The organism is Nonomuraea sp. KM90 (assembly GCF_052246675.1).
Lineage (GTDB): Bacteria > Actinomycetota > Actinomycetes > Streptosporangiales > Streptosporangiaceae > Nonomuraea.
The window spans coordinates 107,029-128,780 of record NZ_JBQQCB010000004.1 but is presented as its reverse complement, the minus strand read 5'-3'; the positions used below and the strand labels follow the sequence as shown (position 1 = coordinate 128,780).

The window sequence follows — 21,752 nt, the reverse complement described above, 5'->3', positions numbered from 1 at the left end:
GACGCGCCCGCGGGCAACGGTCCCCGGACCGCCGCCGAGCACTGTCACCGCGCGCGGAAGGGCCGTCGGCGCCCAGCCGACGACGACCGACCGCGCGCGCCAACTGGGCTCACTGATTGAACTCGCCAGCTGGACTCACTAACTGGGCGCACCGACCTGCGCGCACTGACAGCGACGGCGGATCACCACCGGGTACGCTGCCCCCTGTGGGACGCCACAGGTCAGATCCGATGGGCATCGCCCGATTAGCGCTCGCCGTCCTGGCGGCGGGGGCCGTGGTGACGCTGCTGGTCATCGGCGGTCGCGCGCTGATCGGCTCGCTCGGCGCGGCGGCGCCCGAGCGCGAGCCCGCCTCCGCCCCCGCCACGGACTCCTCGGCCGGCCCCTCTGCCGGCCCCTCGACGGCCTCGGACGCCACCGGCAAGGTGCCGACCGTACGCATCGAGTGCCTCGCCGAGACCTGCCCCCTCGTCACGGTCCGCGTACCGGGCGGAGACGTGCTGCAGTATCGCGAGATGAGCAAGGGCGAGGAGGTGAGCTACTTCGAGCCGGAGCTGGACGTCGTGCTCAGTGACGCGGGCACGGTCCGCGTCACGGAGAACGGCAAGCCGCGCGACCAGGGCGAACAGGGCGCCCGCGAAGCCTTCACCGTCCGCGACCCCGGCTGAGCCCGGACACGGGCGTCCGTCGCGCGGCTCGCCCTGCCCCGCGAAGACCCTCCGGAGCGCGGCCCGGCAGGTCAGAGCCCCAGGTCCCCCAGCGTGTACGCCGACCGGTATTCCAGCCCCTCACCCGTGATCCGCTCCCTGGCCCCCCGGTCCACGATCGTCGCCACGGCCACCACCTCGGCCCCCGCCTCCCGCAGCGCCTCCACGGCCGTCAGCGGTGAGGAGCCCGTCGTGGAGGTGTCCTCGACGGCCAGCACCCGCCGCCCCTTCACCTCGGGCCCCTCGATCCGCCGCTGCATGCCATGAGCCTTCTGCGCCTTGCGCACCACGAACGCGTCCAGCGCCCGCCCGCGCGCCGCCGCCACGTGCAGCATCGCGGCGGCCACCGGATCGGCCCCCAGCGTGAGCCCGCCCACCGCCTCGTAGTCGAGGTCGGCCGTCAGGTCGAGCATCACGCTGCCGACGAGCGGCGCGGCCACGCCGTCGAGCGTGATCCGCCGCAGGTCGAGGTAGAAGTCGGCCTCCTTGCCCGAGGAGAGGATGACCTTGCCGTGCACCAGGGCCTTGTTCTTGATCTCGGCCAGAAGGTTGTCGCGATCCGTCATGGGTCCAAGCTTAGGGTCCTGATCAGGGCGAGGGCCTGCCCGTACGCCTTCGGCAGAGGCCGCACCCGGACCCGGGGCCGCCGCCCGTACAGGATCTTCGAGGCCCGGAGCCGCGCCACCCTCTCCGCCAGCAGCTCGTCCCGATCCGTCACCGCCCCCACCCGGAGCGGCCCCAGCAGCGCCAGCGTCTCGTCCCCAGGGAACGCCGCCCGCAGCGCCGTGGCCAGATTGAGCGCCGCCGCCAGCCGCTCGGCCAGCTCCTCCACCCGCTCCGACGGCTCGGCCACCACCAGGCACGTCCCGGCGGGCGAGCCCCGGTAGAGCTGCGCCAGCCGCGTACGCAGGTACGCCAGGCTGACCAGCCCCGTCAGCGGATCCTCGCAGTGCAGCTCCCCGATCGGCGCGAAGCTCCGCTCCGCCCACCCCGCCGCGAACGAGCGCACCGCGGTGAACGGCGGCTCACCCGCCCCCGACACCGAGAAGAGCGCCGCCAGGTCGTTCAGACCCTCGGCGACGCCCACGCCCGCGCCTGCCCGCGCGGCACCCAGACCCCAGCACGCCTGCGACACGTCGCAGCCGCCGCACACGGCCTTGATCACGACCTCCGCCTCGGGCGTCCACCAGTCGTCGGCGAGCGACCAGCCCGTCGCCATGCTCCTGCCGCGCCACCGCGACAGTACGTCCTGCTCCATCGAATGCCTCCCGGAGTAAAGACGCGGGCGCGGTTTAGTCATGACGGGGAATGCGGAATGATTGCGCGGGGCAACCCCGCGTAATCGTGAGGTCACTATGGGTGTCGAATCGCCGCAAAGCGATGCTGATCTGCTGCAGGCGGTCAGAGAGGGCAATGCCGCTGCCTACGGGGAGCTCTACGAGCGCCACGTGGCGGCGGCCCGCGCGCTGGCCCGGCAGCTCGTCAGGGGCGCCGAGGTCGAGGACGTGGTCGCGGAGTCGTTCACGAAGATCCTCGACCTGGTGGGCAGGGGCGGCGGGCCGGAGTCCGGCTTCCGCACCTACCTGCTCACCGTGGTGCGGCGCACGGTCTACGACCGCTCCAGGGTCGAGAGCCGCCAGGTGACGACGGGAGAGATCGAGCAGTACGACCCGGGGGTGCCCTTCATCGATCCCGCGCTCGTCGGGCTGGAGCGGTCGCTGATCGCCAGGGCCTACCTGTCGCTGCCCGAGCGCTGGCGGGCGGTGCTCTGGCACACCGAGGTGGAGCGGGTCCGGCCGGCCGAGGTGGCGCCGCTGCTGGGGCTGTCGGCCAACGGGGTGGCCGCGCTGGCGTACCGGGCGAGGGAGGGGCTGCGGCAGGCGTACCTGCAGATGCACCTGGGCGCCCCGCCGCAGCACGATTGCCGTCCCGTGCTGGGGAAGATGGGCGCCTACGTGCGGGGCGGGCTGGCCAGGCGCGACTCCAAGGTGGTCGACGACCATGTGAGCGGCTGCGAGGAGTGCCACGGGGTCCTGCTGGAGCTGACCGACGTCAACCGCGGGCTGCGCGTCATGGTCGGGCCGCTGATCGCCGGGCCGCTGTTCGGCGGCTACGCGGCGGCGCTGGCCAAGGCGGTCGCGGGCGGGGGTGGCGCGGGCGGGCTGCTGCGCCTGTTCGGCCGGCTTCGGCGGGCGCCCAGGCAGCAGCAGGTGGCCGTGGCCGGTGGCACGACGGCGGTCGCGGTGGTCGTGGCGGCCGCGCTGCTGCTGGCCTCCGACAAGCAGCCGATCAGGAAGCAGCCCGAGGTCAGGCAGGTGGCGCAGCCGCCCGCGTCGGTGGCGCCGGTGCCGGTGCCGGTCCCGCTGCCGAGCGAGGTGCCGGCCCGGGTGCCGCCGCCGGTCAGGAAGGAGCAGCCGGGCAAGGCCCGGCTGCGGGCCACGATCGACCCCCTCGGCGCCCTCGTACGCGCCCAGCCCGGCATCATCGGCATCCGCCTGCGCAACTACGGCGAGGGGCCCAGCGAGGAGCTGGCGGCGCACGTGGACCTGCCGCCGGGCGTCACCCTCGTCCCCCAGGCGCGGCGCGGCCGGGCCGCCGCGCTCCACGGCCCCGTGGGCACGGTGGACGGCTGGGCGTGCCGCCCGTCGGCGGGCGGCGCCAGGTGCGCCAGGTCGCCGCTGGCGGCGGGGCAGGGCACGACGGTGTTCCTGCGGGTGCTCGTGGCCGACGAGGCGCCGGAGGGCCCCGGGCCCGCCGTCCGCATCGCGGCCGGCTCGCTGCGGGTCCAGGCCCGGGCCGAGGACGGGGTACGCGCGAGCGGCGCGCCGGCCAGGTTCGCCACCGACGGGAAGGTGGCCGTCAGGGCGATCGGCAACACGCTGCTGAGCTGCCCCGAGGAGCGCGCGGGCTGCCCGGAGGCCAGGCGGCGCCAGAGCGGGCAGCGCGACAACGACCTGTGGCCGATGACCGCGCTCGACCGGGACGACCGGCCCGACACCGAGTCCTCCAGCGGGGCCGAGCTGACCCTGCCGAAGGGGGGCGAGGTCGTGTGGGCGGGGCTCTACTGGTCGGCCACGGGCGAGGACGCTACGGGGCCGATCAAGATCAGGCCGCCGGGGCGGCGCAAATACCTGACGGTCCGGCCGAGCGAGGTGACGACCCGCGAGCTCCCGCTCGGCCCCGTCTACCAGGCGTTCGCCGACGTGAGCGAGCTGGTCGGCAACGTGCGCGCCAACGGCACCTGGTGGGCGGCCGACGCGCCGATGCTGGAGGGGGTCTCGCGGCACGCGGGCTGGAGCCTGGTGCTGATCGTCACCGATCCGTCGGAGCCGTACAGCCAGGCCGTGGTGCTCGACACGGCGACCGTGGTCGGCGGCGAGTCGCGGCGGGTGCGCATCCCGCTGGGCGGGCTGAGCCCGGCCGCCTCGCCGGCCAGGGTCGAGCTGGTCACGTGGGAGGGGGACGCCGACCTGAAGGGTGACAAGGTCTCGCTCGGGTCCGGCCCGCTCACGCCGGGCGGCGGCGACCGCGACTCCTCGAACGTCTTCGACGGGTCGTCGGGCGGCGTGGCGGAGATGACGTTCGGTACGGACGTCGATACGGTCAGCGCTGAGCTCGGGGTGGATCCCGGGCTGACGATCGTCACGGACAAGGACGTGGTCCTGTTCGGAGTCGCCGCGCTGAGTGTGCGGGCGCGATCGTGACCGCGAACGGGACAAACTGGTACGGTCTGCCTAAATGGTCTGGCCAGACGGTGAGCGGGTGTCGAATCGTCGGGATTAACCCTCGCGCGATCACCTGCTTTCATTACCCTGAGAGAGGGCCGCCGAGTCCGGTCTCTGACGGTGCAGAGCCAGCAAGGTCGGACCACCAGGAAAGGGGCGGTGTCAGTGGATCGCTGTGCGCTGTTCGTGGACGCTGGCTATCTGCTGGCTGATGGAGCGATGGCCGTGCACGGCACGCGTCATCGCGAAGCGGTTTCCTGGGACTACCCAGGGCTGCTCCAGTTGATGACCAGCCTGTCGCGCGAGCGCACCGGCCTGCCGCTGTTGCGGTGCTACTGGTACGAGGCGACCGTGGAGGGCCGCCGCACACCGGAGCACGACGCACTGGCCGACATACCGGGTCTCAAGCTCAGGCTGTCACGCATCCGGCCGGGCCGGCGCGAAGGCGTCGACGCCCAGGTCCACCGTGACCTCATGACCCTCGCCCGCAACAACGCCATCTGCGACGCGGTGGTGGTCAGCGGCGACGAGGACCTGGCGCAGGTCGTGTGCGACGCGCAGGACCTCGGCATCAGGGTGAGCGTCATCCACATCGCGGCCGACGGCGGCTGGGCCGTCTCGCGGTCGCTGCGGCAGGAGTGCGACGACCTCGTGGAGCTGGGCGCGGTCCACCTGCGCCCGTACGTCAGCGTGGTGACCGGAATCACCGAGTCGTCCAACGGGCACCACCAGCCGATCAGCAACGGGCAGTCCACCCACTCGCTGCCGCCCGCACAGCCGACGAGCCTGCCTCCGTCCTCATCGCCGTCCCTGCCCTCCTCGTCGCTCCCGCAGACGCCGTCGTCCACGGGCAGCCACGCGGCCGGCTCCTCCTCGCTGAACAGCCAGCCGTCGATCAACGGGCCCTCGTCCAACGGGTCGTCCTCCGGGCGCGGCCAGTCCTCGACGCCGCCGGTGCTGCCGACGTACAGCAACTACCAGCCGGAGCAGCCGCCGCCCGCGGCCCCGGTCACCGGGCCCATCCAGGCGCAGCCCCAGTCGTCCAGCCCCAGCACCGGCCAGTTCGCCTCACCGTCCAGCGGGAGCTACCAGCCGTCGCAGCTCGGCCCGTACACCGGCCCGCAGCCCGCCCCCGTCAGCCCGCCCTCGGCCGCGACGGCCGGGGCCACCACGCTGGCCGACGCCGTCAAGGCCGCCCACCGCGAGGGACACGACTTCGGGGAGTCTGTGGCGCGCGACGCGCCCGCGCTGTGGCTGGAGGCGGTGCTCGCCCGCAAGCCGCGCATGCCGTCGGACCTGGAGGCGCGGCTGCTGCAGGGGTCGTCCCTGCCGATCGACTTCCTGCTGCACGACGAAGTACGCCACGCGCTGCGGCGCGGCTTCTGGGACGCTTTGGAACGCGCCCGCCACTGACGCCACACCGTTCCCCCCAAGCGCACCACCCTCTGAGCCTCTCGCTCGCCTTCCCCCCATGCCACCCCGGCGGTTCACCGTGCCACGAGAAACCCCCGGGGCCATGCGTACGTCCCGGGGGTGCGGCGTCAGACCTCAGGAGAGCGCGTCGAATCCGGCGCGCAGATGGTTCAGGCGATCGGTCAGATCGGTCAGCGGCACGGTCAGCGCCGGGTCCTGCGACTTGCGGGCCAGCTCTCTGACCCGGGCCAGCTCGTCCTCCACCGCCGTCAGCCGCCGCGACAGCTCCGGCAGCACCGACGCGTGGTCACCCGTCCCCGGCGGCAGCTCGCCGCTGAGGCGGTCGCGGAGCATCGACGCCTGCTCGGCCAGGCGCTTGTTCATGTTGTACAGCTCGGTGAACACCGACACCTTCGCCCGCAGCACCCACGGGTCGAACGGCTTGGTGAGGTAGTCCACCGCGCCCGCCGCGTAGCCGCGGAAGGCGTAGTCGGGAGCGCTGTCGACCACGGTCAGGAAGATGATCGGGATGTTCCTGGTGCGCTCCCGCCGCTTGATGTGCGCAGCGGTCTCGAACCCGTCCATTCCCGGCATCCGCACGTCCAGCAGGATCAGTGCGAACTCCGTGTTGAGCAGCGCTTTGAGCGCTTCCTCGCCCGACCTGGCGCGCACCGGCACCAGGTCCAGCGAGCTGAGGATCGCTTCGAGAGCGATCAGGTTCTCCTCGCGGTCATCAACGAGGAGGATCTTGGCACGATCCGGCATCGATCACGACCCTTCGGCTGAGGAGGCTGATGCGTCGGACGCGGCGCCGCGCCCGCGGCTGAGCCAGCCGCGCAGCCGTTCGAGCAGGCGGTCCACGTCGACCGGCTTGGGCACGTAGTCGGACGCGCCCGAGGCGATGCTCTTCTCGCGATCGCCGCGCATGACCTTGGCGGTCAGCGCGATGATCGGCAGGTCGGCGAACTGGGGCATGCGGCGGATGGCCGAGGTCGTGGCCCAGCCGTCCATCTCCGGCATCATGATGTCCATCAGCACGAGCGCGACGTCCTCGTTCCGTTCGAGCTGCTCGATCCCCTCCCGGCCGTTTTCAGCGTAGACGACTGTGGAACCGTGTCGCTCCAGGACGCTGGTCAGTGCGAACACGTTGCGGATGTCGTCGTCGACGATGAGGATCTTCGCACCGTTCAGCGGATCGTCGCCCTGCCACTGGCTGGGCGTCTCGACCGGCGGCTCGACCAGCTCGGGCATCGGCAGGTCGAGCGGCAGCGGCGGCTCGGACGCCGGGCCGGACGGCTCCTCGGACGGCGGCGTCATGAGCTGCCGCCGCGAGGCCGCCCCGCCGTCGGTCGCGGCCAGCGGACCGGTGTAGGAGGCCGGCAGGTAGAGCGTGAACGTGCTGCCCTTGCCCAGCTCGCTGTCCACGTGGATCTCGCCGCCGAGCAGCCGGGCGATGTCCCGGCAGATCGCCAGGCCCAGGCCCGTGCCGCCGTATTTCCGGCTCGTGGTGCCGTCGGCCTGCCTGAACGCCTCGAAGATGACGTCCCGCTTGTCGGGCGCGATGCCGATGCCGGTGTCGATCACCTGGAAGGCCAGCAGGTCGTCGGCGTCGTGCAGCGTGTCGTCGTCGAAGTCGACCCCGGCCGGCGCCGTCGAGACGCGCAGCTTGACCTCCCCGCGCGGGGTGAACTTCACCGCGTTGGACAGCAGGTTGCGCAGCACCTGTTGCAGGCGCTGCTCGTCGGCGCGCAGCTCGTGCGGCACGTCGGGCTCGACGTCCGCGGTGAACGACAGGCCCTTGTCCTGCGCCAGCGGCGCGAAGGCGGCCTCCAGCAGGTCGACCATCTTCGGCAGCGACACCTGGATCGGGTGGATGTCCATCCGGCCCGCCTCGACCTTCGACAGGTCGAGCATGTCGTTGATGAGCTGGAGCAGCGCCGAGCCGGCGCTGTGGATCGTACGGGCGAACTCGACCTGCTGCGAGGTCAGGTTGCCCTCGGCGTTCTCGGTCAGCAGCTTGGCCAGCACGAGCAGGCTGTTGAGCGGCGTGCGGAGCTCGTGCGACATGTTCGCCAGGAACTCGGACTTGTAGCGCGAGGACACCGCGAGCTGCTCCGCCCGCTCCTCCAGCGTGCGGCGGGCCTGCTCGATCTGGAAGTTCTGGATCTCGATCGCGCGGTTCTGCTTGGCCAGCAGCGCCGCCTTGTCCTCCAGTTCGGCGTTGGACCTGCGCAGCTCCTCCTGCTGGCGCTGCAGCTCGTCGGAGCGCTCCTGCAGCTCGCGGGTGAGCCGCTGCGACTCGGTCAGCAGGTCCTCGGTGCGGGAGTTGGCGATGATCGTGTTCATCGTGACGCCGATGGTCTCGACGAGCTGCGTCAGGAAGTCGAGGTGCACCTCCCCGAACGGCGTGAACGAGGCCAGCTCCAGCACGCCGAGCACGCGGTTCTCGAACAGGATCGGCAGCACCACGATCTGCGCCGGCGTGGACCGGCTGAGCCCGCTGTCGATGGTGATGAACTGCGGCGGCACGTCGTCCAGGACGATGTGCCGGCCCTCGGCCGCCGCCTGGCCGACGATGCCCTCGCCGATCCCGAAGCGCTGGCGCGGGCCACGGTCGGGCCGCACGCCGTAACCGCCGATCAGGATCAGCTCGTGGTCGCCCTCGGGGTCGATGCTGTAGAAGGCGCCGTAGCGGGCCGACACCAGCGGCGTCAGCTCGCTCATCGTCAGCTTGGCCACCTCGAGCAGGTCGCGGTGGCCCTGCATGAGCCGGGAGATGCGGGCCAGGTTGGACTTGAGCCAGTCCTGCTCCTGGTTGGCCTGCGTGGTCTCGCGGAGGTTGGCCACCATCGAATTGATGTTGTCCTTCAGCTCCGCCAGCTCGCCCTGCGCCTCGACGGCGATCGAGCGGGTCAGGTCGCCGCGCGCCACGGCGCTGGTCACGGTCGCGATCGCGCGGATCTGGGTGGTGAGGCTGCCCGCCAGCTCGTTGACGCTCTCGGTGAGCCGCTTCCACGTGCCCTCGACGCCCTCGACCCGGGCCTGGCCGCCGAGCTGGCCCTCCGAGCCCACCTCGCGGGCGACTCGGGTCACCTCGGAGGCGAACGACGAGAGCTGGTCGACCATCCGGTTGACGGTGGTCTTGAGCGCCAGGATCTCGCCCTGGGCGTCCACGTCGATCTTGCGGGTGAGGTCGCCGTTGGCGACCGCGGTGGTCACCTCGGCGATGTTGCGCACCTGGTAGGTCAGGTTGTTGGCCATGGAGTTGACGTTGTCGGTGAGGTCCTTCCAGACGCCCGACACGCCCTTCACCCTGGCCTGGCCGCCGAGCTGCCCCTGCGTGCCGACCTCGCGGGCCACGCGGGTGACCTCGTCGGCGAACGACGACAGCTGGTCCACCATCGTGTTCAGCGTGTCCTTGAGCTGCAGGATCTCGCCCTGCGCGTCAACGGTGATCTTCTTCGACAGGTTGCCCTGCGCCACCGCGGACGACACGGCCGCGATCTGGCGCACCTGCGAGGTGAGGTTGTTGGCCATGGAGTTGACGTTGTCCGTCAGGTCCTTCCAGACCCCGGACACGCCGCGCACCTGCGCCTGACCGCCCAGCTGACCTTCGGTGCCGACCTCTCGGGCGACCCGGGTCACCTCGGAGGCGAACGACGACAGCTGCTCCACCATCGTGTTCATGGTCGACTTGAGCTCGAGGATCTCGCCCTGGGCGTCCACGTCGATCTTGCGGGTGAGGTCGCCGTTGGCGACCGCGGTGGTCACCTGGGCGATGTTGCGGACCTGGTAGGTCAGGTTGTTGGCCATGGAGTTGACGTTGTCGGTGAGGTCCTTCCAGACGCCCGACACGCCCTTCACCTCGGCGCGCCCGCCCAGCTTGCCCTCGGTGCCCACCTCGCGGGCCACGCGGGTGACCTCGTCGGCGAACGACGACAGCTGGTCGACCATCGTGTTGAGGGTGTCCTTGAGCTGCAGGATCTCGCCCTGCGCGTCAACGGTGATCTTCTTCGACAGGTTGCCCTGCGCCACCGCCGTCGCCACGGTCGCGATGCTGCGCACCTGCGAGGTCAGGTTGTTGGCCATGAAGTTGACGTTGTCGGTGAGGTCCTTCCAGACCCCCGACACGCCGGTGACCTGCGCCTGGCCGCCCAGCTGGCCCTCGGTGCCCACCTCGCGGGCGACCCGGGTCACCTCTTCGGCGAAGCCGGAGAGCTGGTCGACCATCGTGTTGACGGTGTTCTTCAGCTCGAACATCTCGCCCACGGCGTCGACGGTCACCTTGCGGCTCAGGTCGCCCTTGGCCACCGCGGTGGTCACCACGGCGATGTCGCGCACCTGCGCCGCCACGCGGGAGGACATCGTGTTGACGGCCTCGGTCAGGTCGCGCCAGCTGCCCGACATGCCGCGCAGGTTGGCGCTGCCGCCCAGCCGGCCCTCGGTGCCCGCCTCGCGGGCCACCCTGGTGACCTCCGAGTTGAACAGGGCGAGCTGGTCCACCATGCCGTTGATGGCCTTGCCCAGGCGCCGCACCTCGCCGCGCGCCGAGCGGTCGAGGTCGATGCGCCGCGACAGGTCGCCCTTGGCCACCGCGTCGATGACGTCGGCCGCGCCACTCACCGGGCTCACCAGGGCGTCGATCAGCATGTTGACCGACTCGACGCTCTCCGCCCAGGCGCCGACACCCGGTCCGGGCGTCAGCCGCTCACCGAAGCGGCCTTCCTTGACGACTTCTTTACGTACGCGCACCAGCTCGTTGGCGAGGTGCTCGCGACGATCGGCCACTTCGTTGAGCAGCAGCCGCACCTCGCTGAGGATGCCAGGAGGCGCATGAGGGACCCGACGCCGGAAGTCGCCGTCACGCCAAGAGAAGAGAGTCTCCAGGATGGGCACGAGATCCGACTCGGTGTAAGTCCTCTCCTCCGGGCTTGGCGCGGCCTTGGCCGTGGTCATGGGGCCTCCTTCACTCGCTGCTGGCTCCGGCGAGTGATTCAAGTCTGTCACGATGAGTAGCTCGTAGTCCTGTCCTTGGATTTACCCCAAGTCAGCGGGAAGTGTGGTAGGCACGTTGGGATGACTGCTTCTCCCCATGCGGTGCTCGCTGCGACCTTCGCGCCGGGCGAGACCGCTGTGACGGCTGCGATGAGGTTCACGCGTGAGGTGATGACCGCGTGGGCCACCGGTGGCGTGCTCCATACTGCCGAACAGGTCGCTGGAGATCTGGCAGAGCAGGTCGCTGACGAGCCGTTTGAGGTGATTTGGAAGCATTTCGGGGACGCAGTCCAGGTGGAGTTGCGGCAACGAAACCTTTCCCAGGGTGATCCAAAAGCTCCTTCCGTCAACGTCGAGGAGTGGGGAGTCACCTTTGCGGGCGATTCCCGTGTCCATTGGGCAAGGCTCACGCTACCTGGCTCGGCGGACCGGGTGGCGGCCGAATGGCTGGAGGAGAGCAGCAGAGGGCCACATTGGCTGGGGTTCCTGGCTGACGCCAGCGACCTGCTGGCGGGCACGCTAGACCCCGACATGGTCCCGGCGATCATCGCCCAGGTCGTGGTGCCCAGGCTGTCGAGCTGGTGCGCCGTCTACACCTCCGACAACTCCGGCCCGCTGCGGCTGGTCTATCTCTGGCACGCCGACGAGGCCAGGATCGACGGGCTGCGCGAGCAGCTCACGGACATGGACATCAGTGCCGCCGACACCCGGGTCACCTCCATGATCCATTTGCCCGAGTCGCAGGTGCTCGCCGTGCCGCTGATGGCGCGCGGCCGCAGCCTCGGCATGATGTGCCTGGGCCGGCCCGACCGCTTCCCCGACGAGGTCATCCAGTTCGCCGAGGACATCGGCCGGCGAGCCGCGCTGGCCATGGACAACGCCCGCCTCTACGCCCAGCAGGCCGCCGCCAACCGGGCGCTCCAGCGCAGCCTGCTCCCGCCCAACGAGCCCGAGGTCCCCGGGCTCGACTACGGCGTCATCTACGAGCCCGCGGGCGAGGCCAACGAGGTCGGCGGCGACTTCTACGACCTGTTCAAGGCGGGCGACGACTCGTGGCGGTTCGCCATCGGCGACGTCTGCGGCACCGGCCCCGAGGCCGCCGCCGTGACCGGCCTGGCCCGCCACACGCTGCGGCTGCTGGCTCGGGAGGGCTACGGCGTGGCGGCGGTGCTCGGGCGGCTCAACCAGGCGATCCTGGAGGAGGGCGAGCGGGCGAGGTTCCTCACGCTGCTGCACGGCGACATCACGCCCGTCGAGAGCGGGCTGGAGGTGCGCCTGGTGTCGGCCGGCCATCCGGAGGCGCTGCGGCTCAAGCCGAGCGGCAAGGTCGAGGCGGTGACCACGCCGCAGTCGCTGCTCGGGGTCTTCCACGAGGTCCTGTTCGAGGCCGACACCGTCCACCTGGAGCACGGCGACGTGCTGCTGGCCGTGACCGACGGGGTGACCGAGCGGCGCTCCGGCGGGCGGCTGCTGGACGACGACGGCGGCCTGGCCAAGCTGCTGGCCGAGTGCGCGGGGCTGTCGGCGCGCGCCGTGGCGGAGCGCATCCGCAGGGGCGCGGCGGAGTTCGCCTCTGAGCCGAGCGCCGACGACCTGGCGATCGTGGTCCTGCGCGCCCGCTAGCCGAGCGCTGTCAACCGGGCGGTCGTGGTGCTGCGCACCTGTCGGCCGAGCGTTGACAGGCCGGCGGTCGTGGGTCTGCGCGCCCGCTGGGCCGGGCCGCCCGTCGTTGCTGCTCAAACGTGCGCCCCTCCAGCTGATTGCGGGTGGGCGTGATGTTGACAGGCGAGCGGGCCGACGTTCAAGGGCGCCTGTCAGGAAGATTCTTACAGAGTGTCAGACATCACTCGACATGCTTGCGGGCGAACTCCAGCTGCAGCGCCGTCTGCGCGATCCGCTCCGAGACCACGAGGGAGCCGGGGAAGGCGTCGTAGTTGTAGACCTCGTGCTCGCGGCCGTGCTCGGCCAGCTTGGCCACGTATTTCTCGATCTGGCGCAGCGGGCAGCGCAGGTCGTTCTCGCCCGCGAGGATCAGCAGCGGGCTCTTGACCTGGTCGACGTAGGTGATGGGGGAGCTGGCCGCGTACCGTTCGGGCTGCTCGTCGGGCGAGCCGCCGAGCAGGGCGCGGTGGAAGGCGCGCAGGCTCTCCGCCTCGTCCTCGTACGAGGTCTGGTGGCAGGCGATCGGCACCGCGGCGATGCCGCACGCCCACAGGTCCGGCTGGGTGCCGAGGCCGAGCAGCGTGAGATAGCCGCCCCACGCCGAGCCCGCCAGCACGGTCCTGGACGGGTCGGCGATGCCGTGGTCGACCACCCACTGCCGGACGGCCGCCACGTCGGCCAGCTCGATGTGCCCCACGTCGCCGCGCAGCGCGTCGCGCCAGGCCGAGCCGTAGCCGGTCGAGCCCCGGTAGTTGACCCGCACCACCGCGAACCCCGCGTCCACCCAGGCCGCGACCTCCGGGGAGAACGCGTCGCGGTCGTGTGACGTCGGGCCGCCGTGCAGCAGGAAGGCGGTGGGGAAGGGGGCGGTGCCCACCTCGGGCTTGGAGACCAGCGCGTGGATGCGTCCGCCCTCGCCCTCGACGTCGATGTCCTCCACGGGCACGCTCGGCGGAGCCGGCGGGCCTCCGGGGTTGACCACGACCTGGCCGGTGCTCGACCGGATGACCGGCGGGCGCGAGGCGCTCGACCAGGAGTACTCGACGTGGCCGCCGGGCCGGGGAGCGGCCTCCTCGATCACGCCGTGCGGGGTGTCGATGAGGGTCAGGCCGCCGCCGGCGAGGTCGTAGCGGTGCAGGTAGCTGCGGGCGCGGTCGTCGCGCATGATGAGCAGGCCGCGGCCGTCGTCGTACCACTCGGCCGCCAGGTCGCCGGCGTCGCGCAGCCAGATCTCGCGCTGCTCGCCGGTGACCGGGTCCCAGACGAGGGGCTCGTGGCGCTGGCGGCGCTCGTGCAGGGCCAGCAGGCGGCGGTCGCCGACGACGGGGGCGAAGCTGAGGCCGACGACGCCCTTGGACGGGCCGTCGTGGAGCTCGCCCACCGTGCGGCCGTCCTGGCGGACGACGCGGAGGGCCGGGTGCCGGAAGTCGCCGTACTCACCATGATTTATCGCGATTAGGGAGCCGTCGAGGGACATCCCGGCCAGCCAGGCGGCCTCCGTGTGCTCGTACAGCGTTTCGGCCCGCTCGCCCTCGCGTACCAGGTGGATGCGGAACGCGCCGTCCCTGGCCAGGCTGATCGCCGCGACGCCGGTGGTGGACAGCGCGATGCCGCCGGTCTGGCCCGGCCGCAGGTCGGGCGCGACCGGCTCGTCGGGCCCGCCGGTGAACGGCTGGCGCCACCACTCGCCGAACTCGTCCCCGTCGGTGTCGGCGAACCAGTAGATCCACTGGCCGGTGGGGTCGATGGAGGCGTACGCGGTGCCCTTGGGGCGGTCGGTGACCTGGCGGATGGAGCCGGCCACGCGGTCCCAGGCGTAGACCTCCCACGTTCCGGTGGCGTTGGAGCGGTAGATGGAGCGGTTCGGTGCCTGGCGCGCCCAGGACGGCAGCGTCATGCGCGACGCCCGGAACCTGGCCTGCCAGCGTTCCTCCGCCTTCATCCGGTGCGCCCCCTCCCTTTGATGTCCCGCGCCGCCGGGCGTGGGATGCCGTCCAGTATTGCGCCTGTTCCGGGGAAATACTGCGAGAATGTGGGGGAATTTCGGACTAAATGCCCCATCAGTAACACCGGTCGCTCATGTCCGTCAAGTAACGGGTCTTGATCGGGGCGCCGGCTCGAAGATAGACAGGTGAAACGCTGCGCGCGTTACTACTTTTCGCTGTCCTTTTGCGACGTTCCGGGCGACAAATGCCGCAATTCGCTCATCGAGCGTGGTCGCGTCGTTATGCCATGCACTCGGGCCCATCCCGACAACCTGGGCGATGTCACCATGCCCCAGCTCCATCTCGAACTCGATCGAGCGCCGCCCGGTCTCCGTGAACCCCTCCAGGCTGCGTGCCACCCTGCGCTCCTTCTCCTCGTCCACGGAGAGGAGGCCCAGCTCCTCGACCAGCGGGCTGAGGTGCTCAGGTGCGGGGGTGACGACCACCGCGACCCCGCCGGGCCGCAGGATCCGCCTGAACTCGGGCCCGTTCCTGGGCGCGAACACGTCGATCACCACATCGGCCACCCCGCTCCTGATCGGTAGCGGACGCCACACGTCGGCCACGAACGCCCCTGCCCTGGGATGCACCCGCGCCGCCCGGCGTACAGCGTGCTTCGACACATCGAACGCCATCCCGATGCCATCGTTGACCGCGTCGAGCGCGGCCGCCAGGTAGTGCCCGGTGCCCGCGCCTGCGTCGACGATCACCGGCGCGGCCCTGCCCTCCGCGCGACGATCCTCGACGATGTCCGGCTCCCGCTCGGAACCTCCTGGCCCCGTGCCGTAACCGGCCTCCACTCCCGCCCCACGGTACGCCCTCAACTCCGTGCCGTCATTCGTTTCGGTAGAGGACTCACGTTTTCCTGGAACGTTCTCACCTGTCGCATGCGTCCGCACTGCTTCCGCGACCGCGCCGGCGAGCGGGGCGTAGTGCCCCTCGTCGAGGAAGGCGGCCCTGGCGGCCACCATGGCGGGGCTGTCGGCGGTGCCCGGGGGCCTGGATCCGACGAGCAGGCTCACGTATCCCTGCTTGGCGACATCGAAGGTGTGCCCGGCGGCGCAGCGCACGGCGCTCTCGTCGAGCCGCAGGTCGGCTCGGCAGACGGGACAGATGAGGTATTCGACGATGTCGGCCAGCATGCGGCCCATTCTCGCGGCAGGCGGGGAGCGGATGGGTCAGGCGGCGCTGGCCTCGAGCAGGAAGGCGGCGTTGGAGGAGGTGGAGCGGAGCCTGTCCACGAGGACCTCCAGGCCCTTCTGCTTCTCCAGGGTCGTCAGCGAGCGACGCAGCCGCCAGACCACCTGCCGCTCCGCCTCGTGCAGCAGGATCTCCTCGCGCCGCGTGCCCGAGGCGTCCAGGTCCACCGCCGGGAACAGCCGCCGCTCGGCCAGCTCGCGGGTCAGGTGCAGCTCCATGTTCCCGGTGCCCTTGAACTCCTCGTAGAGGCTGTTGTCCATCCGCGAGCCCGTGTCCACGAGCGCGGTGGCGATGATGGTGAGCGAGCCGCCGCCCTCCACGTTCCTGGCGGCGCCGAAGAAGCGCTTCGGCGGGTAGAGGGCGCGGGCGTCGATGCCGCCCGTGAGCACCCGTCCGCCGCTGGGCGCCAGGTTGTTGTACGCGCGCCCCAGCCGGGTCAGCGAGTCGAGCAGCAGCACCACGTCCCGGCCCGCCTCCACGAGGCGCTTGGCCCGCTCGATGGCCAACTCGGCGACGGCGGCGTGGTCGCGGTCCGGGTGGTCGAAGGTCGAGTAGAACATCTCGCCCGGAATGGTGGCGCGCATGTCGGTGACCTCCTCGGGCCGCTCGCCCACCAGGACCACCATCAGGTGCGCCTCGGGGTGGTTGCGGGCGATCCCGGCGGCCAGCGCCTGCAGGACCATGGTCTTGCCGGCCTTGGGCGGCGCCACGATGAGGCCGCGCTGCCCCTTGCCGATGGGCGCGAAAAGGTCGATGACGCGCGTGCTGAGCGACTCGGTCTCGACGTTGAGCCGCTCGGTCGGGTGAATCGGCGTGAGCTCGGCGAACCGGGGCCGGCCGCGCCACTCGGTGGCGCCGTTGACCGACTCGACGTCGACGAGCCTGTTCCCGGCGAGCGACGCGACGACATGGTCGCCGGGGCGCAGGTCGTACTGCCGTACTTTTTCGGGGGGAAGACGGACGTCTCCCGGAGCGGGCAGGTGTCCCGCACGGATGAACACGGATTTGTCGTTGATGTCCAGAAGGCCACTGACGTGGCGGATCGAGACAGACGAACGCTGTTCAGGAATGGTTTGCACAGACATGATGGAGCCCCTTGAGGGAAACGCGCCGGGCCCCGAGGAGCCGGGCGTGATGATGAAAAGGAAGCCGGGCCCTCGCGAAGGGGGCTGGGCTGCGGTGATGATCAGCGGAGCTGGAGCTCAACGCTTGGTGGGAAGATACCACACCATCCAGTCCATGAAACACCTAGCCCTCTTGGGCTATTCCCGGGCGGTTCTCGTGTCTTGACCCGCGAACGTGGGGTAGGTGCGTGACAATGTTCTTCTCGGCACCGTACTGCGAGGAAAATTACCGCGCCCGGTGTACCGAACAGCACTGAACCCCCATCGGCGCAGCGTCATCGTGTCAAGTGACATGCAGGGTCCCTGCAACTCGGTGAGGGTTCCATTGGGACCAACAGGAAGACTCCTTGGGGGAGCACCATGAAGACCAACCACTGCCCGCAGTGTCACCACGAGCTCGACGAAGGCCCGATCATGTACAGGTGCGCGCACTGCCGCCGCGCCGTCTTCGCCGCCGACCTCGAGAACGAGTACGTCCCGCGCCAGCCCGTCGCGGCCTAGGACCGGCGGCCCTAGTCTTGCCGGGTGCCCCACAGATCTATGACCGTGTCCGGCGTCGAGGTGACACCACTCTGCGACGCCGTGGGCTCCATGGGAGCGTCGATCCGCCGCCCGCCGGCGGAGATGTTCGTCGGCTCCGGGCTCCGGGACGAGCCGTGGGTCCTGCACTTCCACTGCTATCTGCTCCGCGACGGCGCCGGCCGGCTGACCCTGGTCGACACGGGCATCGGCGCCGCGGACTCGCCGGCGTCGAGCTGGGCGCCGGTTCCGGGCACGCTGGCCGGTGAGCTGGCCGCCGCGGGCGTCGCGCCCGCCGAGATCGGCACCGTGATCCTCACCCACCTGCACAGCGACCACGCCTCGGGCGCCGTCGCCGACGGCAGGCCGGCGTTCGAGAACGCCCGCTACGTGCTCCAGCAGGCAGAGCTGGATGCGGCCCGCGACCTGATGCTCGACGAGGTCGTCAGCAAGATCAAGCCTCAGCTCCATGTGGTCGAGGGCGACGCCGAGGTCGCGCGGGGCGTGCACGTCCACTTCGCGCCGGGCCACACCCCCGGCCACCAGATCGCCAGGGTCGGCGAGCTGGCCGTCACCGGCGACCTGGTCCTGCACCCCGTGCAGCTGGACGACCCGGCCATCCGCTACGTCTACGACGACGACCAGGAGGCCGCCGCGCGCACCCGGGCCGAGGTGCTCGCCGAGCTCAGGGCCGAACGGGCGATCATCGCGACCGCTCATTTCAGCGAGCCGTTCCTGCGTCTGTGAGCGGGTTCGGGCAACATGTCTTCTCATGAAGATTCGTGTTGCGGCAGGTGTCGCATTTGGCGCCGTTCTGGTGGCCCCCTCGGCCGCGTCCGCCGCGCCGGCGGCTCCTGAGCTGTCCGGCGCCGCCGTCTACGCCGCCTATGCCGGCTCCACCGGCAACCAGCTCAGCCGGTACCAGGGCGGCAAGTGGAGCACCGTCGCCACGACGGGCACCATGCCCCAGTACGCCGCCTCCCCCGACGGCAGGAAGGCGGCCTGGGTGACGCAGACCGGCCGGCTCCAGGTCAGGCAGGGCGGCAAGACGACCACGATCGTGAGCGGGCTCCAGGGCGGCACGCCGTGCCTCACCCCGGTCTGGTCCGCCGACTCGACGCAGGTGGCGTACCCGCAGGGCAGCGACACGATCATGTCCGTCAAGGCCGACGGCACCGGCGCGCCGCGCAAGCTCGGCAGGTCGCAGGGCGTGTGCCACCTCGCCTGGTCGGCCGACGGCCGCTACGTGGCGGGCTACACCGGCGAGGCCGACGCCCTCTACCGGCTCGACGTCAAGACCGGCAAGGCGGCCCCGGCCAAGGGCGTCAAGTGGATCACCCACGTGCAGAGCCTGTCCCCGAACGGGCGCAACGCCGTCGTGCAGTTCCCCGCCAACCCCGACATGCTGGGCGACGGGAGCTGGCCCACAGCCTTCAAGCCGGTGGTCCTGGACATGGTGACGGGCAAGAAGCGCCCGCTCGCGGTCAAGGGCAAGCTGATCGGAGCCCTCTACCTGGCCGACGGGCGGCTGGTCGTGCGCGTCGCCGGCGACGACCACAACACGCTGGTCGTGCTCGACGGCGCGGGCAAGGAGCTCCAGCGCATCGCCGAGCCCGCCAAGGCGAAGAAGCAGGCCCTGCTGCAGGTGCTGCCGTAGCCGCCCTCGCTACCTCCCGGCCAGCGCGGGCTGGTCGGCCAGGAGGGAGGCGGGCAGGGCGACCATCGCGGTCAGGCCGCCGTACGGCGAGGGCGCCAGGGTGACCTTGATGCCGTGCCTGGCCGCGAGCCTGGAGACCACGAACAGCCCGAGCCGTTCGCTCTGCGCCAGGTCGAACTCGGGCATCTGCGTCAGCCGGTCGTTCAGCTCGTCGAGCTCGACGCGCGGCAGGCCGAGCCCGCGGTCCTCCACCTCGACGAGGACGCCGTGCGGCGTGCTCGCGCTGCGCACGTCCACCCTGGTCTGGGGCGGGGAGAAGAGGGTGGCGTTCTCGACCAGCTCGGCGATCAGGTGGGCCACGTCGGTGACCGCCGAGCCCAGCAGCGCGACCTGAGGCGGCTGGAGCACCTCCACCCGCTCGTACTCCTCCACCTCGGCCACGGCGGCGCGCAGCACGTCGAGGATGGGCACCGGGTTGCGCCAGCCGCGGCCCGGCGCCTGGTCGGACAGGATGATGAGGCTCTCGGCGTGCCTGCGCATGCGGGTGGTGAGGTGGTCGAGCTTGAACAGGTCCGCCAGCATCTCCGGCGCCTCCGTCGCCCGCTCCATGCTGTCGAGCTGGAGCAGCTGCCGGTGCAGCAGCGACTGGTTGCGCCTGGCCAGGTTCACGAAGACCTGGCTGACGCCGTGGCGCAGGCGGGCCTGGCTCACGGCGGCCTCGACGGCGGTGGACTGCACGTCGTTGAAGGCCCGTACGATGTCGCTCACCTCGGACGTGTGCGCCTTGACCTCCAGCGGCGCCACCTCGGCGGCCGTGGGCGGCTCGGTGTTCGTCCGCAGCCGCTTGACCAGCCCGGCCAGCCGCACCTCGGCCAGCTCCGTGGCGGCGTCGCGCAGCCCGGCCAGCTCCCGCACCAGACGCTTGCGGAAGCGCAGCGAGAGCATGATCGAGGTGATGACCGCGAGCAGGCCCAGGCCGCCCGCCACGCCGAGCTTGATGAGCATGCCGATCGCCGTCGGCGTCACCCGCTGCACGATGCCCTGCACGGCCAGGGCCTGGTCGCGCTCGACGGCCTCCCACAGGTTCTGGCCGTCGATGGGCCAGGTCGCCGCGCCCGCGGGCAGCCCGCCGGTGGCGGCCTGGCTCCTGATGGCGTCCTCGGCCGCCAGGAACTCCGCGTAGACCGGCGAGGCGGCCAACCTCTCGTACGGCCCCCGCAGGGCGCCGTCCAGGTGCGACAGCGCCTGGGAGAACAGCAGCCGCCTGGTGGCCACCATCCCCGTGAACGACTCCCGCTCGCGCGGCTCCACCCTGCCCTTGGCCAGCACGACCGCGATCAGCGCCCGCTCCCTGGACAGCACGTCCTTGGCCTCGCCCATCATGGTCACCGCCCGGGCCTGCTGGTAGAGGGCCATGTCGGGCACCAGGACCATGGCGTCGTACATGCGGAAGGACGCGTCCACGATCTGGCTGTAGCCGTCGATGACGTCGAGCGGCGCGACGACGGAGCCGTCCACCTCGCGCCGGACGTCGGTGAGCTGGTCGATCTTGCCGTTCAGCGCGTTGAGCTGCGCGGTCATCTCCGGTGACAGGTCGCGCAGGTTCCCGGACAGCGAGCGGAACGTCTTGACGGCCCGGTCGGTCCGGCCGCGCTGCTTGGCCATCGCGTCCGCGCCCTGCCCGGTGACCAGGAACTCCACCGACACCAGCCGCTCGTTCTGGAGCTCGATGTTGACCTGCTCGGACGGGGTGGCCAGGTTCGTGGCCAGATCGTTGATCGACAGCAGGCGGAGACCGTCACCGCCGGTCAGGCCCGCCGCGAACGCCCACAGGCCCACCAGGGACAGCAGCGGGACGAGCAGGAGGATGAGAAGTTTCAGTGCGATGGGACGGCCACGCGTGGGGGGCATGCGACCTCCGGGTGCATGATGAGATCGCCTCGCAGAGTACACCCCCCTTTGGAAGGATTTCTGTGCGTCTTCCGCGTTCCTTCTCCGGCTGGACCATCGCGGTCTTCGGCTTCCTCGCCTTCGCCCTTGGCCTGCTCGGGTTGATCTCGCCCGACACCCTCCTGGCCATGCTGGGTTTCGAGGTGCTCGACACGCGGCCCGCCGGTGACTACACGCTGGTCTATATGGCCGCCTCCTCGATGGCGGCCGTGAACATGGGCGTCTACTACGTGTTCGCCGCCTCGGCGGACTACACCCCGTTCTTCCGCTGGACGGTGCCGTTCCGGCTGGTGACGTTCGCGGTCTTCACCACGCTGGTGCTGACCGGGGCGGCGCCCGGCAAGTTCTTCGGAGTCGGGCTCTGGGAGGGGCTGGGGGCGGTGATCACCGGATTCGCGCTCTGGCGCGAGGGCAAGCTGCTGCCCTCGCGCCAGGATGTCGCTGCCTAGTGGTGCTCGTCCGTTCCGCGGGCGACGAGACGGTCGCCGGACGCGTGCTCGCGCTCCAGCTTCCGCTCCAGGTCGCGCTTCTCGTCCTCCAGCTGGGCCACCCGGTTGGAGGACTCCGCCCTCGCACTGCGCAGCCGGCGGCGCTGCCTGGCGGTCCTGCGCGACCCTGAGCCCATCAGCCAGACGCCCAGCAGCAGGACGGCCACCGCGGCCGCACCGGTGAGGAACATCTCCACGTGATTGAGCTCGAAGGTGTATCCGAACAGGATGTACCTGGTGCTCTCCTCGGTGAGCACCAGGTAGAACGCACCGCCGGCGAGCAGGATCAGGATCAGTCCAAGTACGATCATCCAACTCACCCCTTGT

Annotated in this window: 17 protein-coding genes; 8 read left to right on the top strand and 9 right to left on the bottom strand. The window is 70.9% G+C overall.

The features are described from left to right. Window positions 1-206: 206 nt before the first annotated feature. Window positions 207-668, top strand: a complete 462-nt coding sequence (locus ACTWPW_RS06865) for a hypothetical protein (RefSeq protein ID WP_375117315.1) — start codon at window positions 207-209, stop codon at window positions 666-668. A 71-nt stretch (window positions 669-739) separates the two neighbouring features. Here the strand turns inward: ACTWPW_RS06865 and pyrE are convergent, their stop codons facing one another. Further along, window positions 740-1,273, bottom strand: a complete 534-nt coding sequence (gene pyrE / locus ACTWPW_RS06860; protein ID WP_375117314.1) for an orotate phosphoribosyltransferase — start codon at window positions 1,271-1,273, stop codon at window positions 740-742. Then, window positions 1,270-1,965, bottom strand: coding sequence for a hypothetical protein (locus ACTWPW_RS06855; RefSeq protein WP_375117313.1), 696 nt, complete (start codon window positions 1,963-1,965; stop codon window positions 1,270-1,272). Before ACTWPW_RS06855 ends, pyrE begins: the two co-directional genes overlap by 4 nt. Window positions 1,966-2,062: 97 nt before the next feature. On the opposite strand from ACTWPW_RS06855, the gene ACTWPW_RS06850 reads away from it, so the two are divergent. Further along, complete coding sequence (locus ACTWPW_RS06850; RefSeq protein ID WP_443168211.1) at window positions 2,063-4,411, top strand: sigma-70 family RNA polymerase sigma factor; 2,349 nt, start codon at window positions 2,063-2,065, stop codon at window positions 4,409-4,411. A gap of 186 nt (window positions 4,412-4,597) precedes the next feature. Next, on the top strand, window positions 4,598-5,845 hold the full coding sequence (locus ACTWPW_RS06845; RefSeq protein WP_443168297.1) for an NYN domain-containing protein: 1,248 nt from the start codon (window positions 4,598-4,600) through the stop codon (window positions 5,843-5,845). Between the two features lie 135 nt (window positions 5,846-5,980). Here the strand turns inward: ACTWPW_RS06845 and ACTWPW_RS06840 are convergent, their stop codons facing one another. Then, a complete protein-coding gene (locus ACTWPW_RS06840; RefSeq protein ID WP_375117311.1) occupies window positions 5,981-6,610 on the bottom strand; it encodes a response regulator in 630 nt (209 codons plus the stop codon). 3 nt (window positions 6,611-6,613) lie between these two features. Beyond that, complete coding sequence (locus ACTWPW_RS06835; RefSeq protein WP_375117310.1) at window positions 6,614-10,801, bottom strand: HAMP domain-containing protein; 4,188 nt, start codon at window positions 10,799-10,801, stop codon at window positions 6,614-6,616. A gap of 471 nt (window positions 10,802-11,272) precedes the next feature. Here ACTWPW_RS06835 and ACTWPW_RS06830 point away from each other — a divergent pair, with 471 nt between their 5' ends. Beyond that, window positions 11,273-12,463: a PP2C family protein-serine/threonine phosphatase gene (locus ACTWPW_RS06830; protein ID WP_364135183.1), complete on the top strand. Its 1,191-nt coding sequence runs from the start codon at window positions 11,273-11,275 to the stop codon at window positions 12,461-12,463. Between the two features lie 220 nt (window positions 12,464-12,683). On the opposite strand, the gene ACTWPW_RS06825 is transcribed toward ACTWPW_RS06830, so the two are convergent. The 3 genes from ACTWPW_RS06825 to rho form a co-directional block, all read right to left on the bottom strand. Further along, a complete protein-coding gene (locus ACTWPW_RS06825) occupies window positions 12,684-14,444 on the bottom strand; it encodes a S9 family peptidase (protein WP_375117309.1) in 1,761 nt (586 codons plus the stop codon). A 144-nt stretch (window positions 14,445-14,588) separates the two neighbouring features. Continuing rightward, window positions 14,589-15,629: a putative RNA methyltransferase gene (locus ACTWPW_RS06820; RefSeq protein ID WP_375117308.1), complete on the bottom strand. Its 1,041-nt coding sequence runs from the start codon at window positions 15,627-15,629 to the stop codon at window positions 14,589-14,591. A 36-nt stretch (window positions 15,630-15,665) separates the two neighbouring features. Further along, window positions 15,666-16,772, bottom strand: a complete 1,107-nt coding sequence (gene rho / locus ACTWPW_RS06815; protein WP_375117307.1) for a transcription termination factor Rho — start codon at window positions 16,770-16,772, stop codon at window positions 15,666-15,668. A gap of 399 nt (window positions 16,773-17,171) precedes the next feature. Between rho and ACTWPW_RS06810 the strand changes: the two genes are divergently transcribed. From ACTWPW_RS06810 to ACTWPW_RS06800, 3 genes are read left to right on the top strand one after another with little or no spacing between them, the layout of a single operon-like run. Further along, entirely contained in the window at window positions 17,172-17,312 is a 141-nt protein-coding gene (locus tag ACTWPW_RS06810) for a hypothetical protein (RefSeq protein WP_375117306.1), read from the top strand. 24 nt (window positions 17,313-17,336) lie between these two features. Continuing rightward, window positions 17,337-18,077 carry an MBL fold metallo-hydrolase gene (locus tag ACTWPW_RS06805; RefSeq protein ID WP_443168210.1) on the top strand — a complete coding sequence of 247 codons (741 nt, stop codon included), beginning with the start codon at window positions 17,337-17,339 and terminating at the stop codon, window positions 18,075-18,077. Between the two features lie 25 nt (window positions 18,078-18,102). Further along, window positions 18,103-18,987 carry a TolB family protein gene (locus ACTWPW_RS06800; protein ID WP_443168209.1) on the top strand — a complete coding sequence of 295 codons (885 nt, stop codon included), beginning with the start codon at window positions 18,103-18,105 and terminating at the stop codon, window positions 18,985-18,987. A gap of 9 nt (window positions 18,988-18,996) precedes the next feature. Here ACTWPW_RS06800 and ACTWPW_RS06795 read toward each other — a convergent pair whose 3' ends face one another. Beyond that, window positions 18,997-20,898 carry a sensor histidine kinase gene (locus tag ACTWPW_RS06795; RefSeq protein WP_443168208.1) on the bottom strand — a complete coding sequence of 634 codons (1,902 nt, stop codon included), beginning with the start codon at window positions 20,896-20,898 and terminating at the stop codon, window positions 18,997-18,999. Between the two features lie 62 nt (window positions 20,899-20,960). Here ACTWPW_RS06795 and ACTWPW_RS06790 point away from each other — a divergent pair, with 62 nt between their 5' ends. Continuing rightward, complete coding sequence (locus ACTWPW_RS06790; RefSeq protein WP_364135204.1) at window positions 20,961-21,386, top strand: hypothetical protein; 426 nt, start codon at window positions 20,961-20,963, stop codon at window positions 21,384-21,386. Here the strand turns inward: ACTWPW_RS06790 and ACTWPW_RS06785 are convergent. Further along, window positions 21,383-21,736 (bottom strand): hypothetical protein, encoded by a 354-nt coding sequence (locus tag ACTWPW_RS06785; protein WP_364135207.1) that lies wholly within the window; start codon window positions 21,734-21,736, stop codon window positions 21,383-21,385. The genes ACTWPW_RS06790 and ACTWPW_RS06785 overlap by 4 nt on opposite strands. Window positions 21,737-21,752 lie beyond the last annotated feature (16 nt).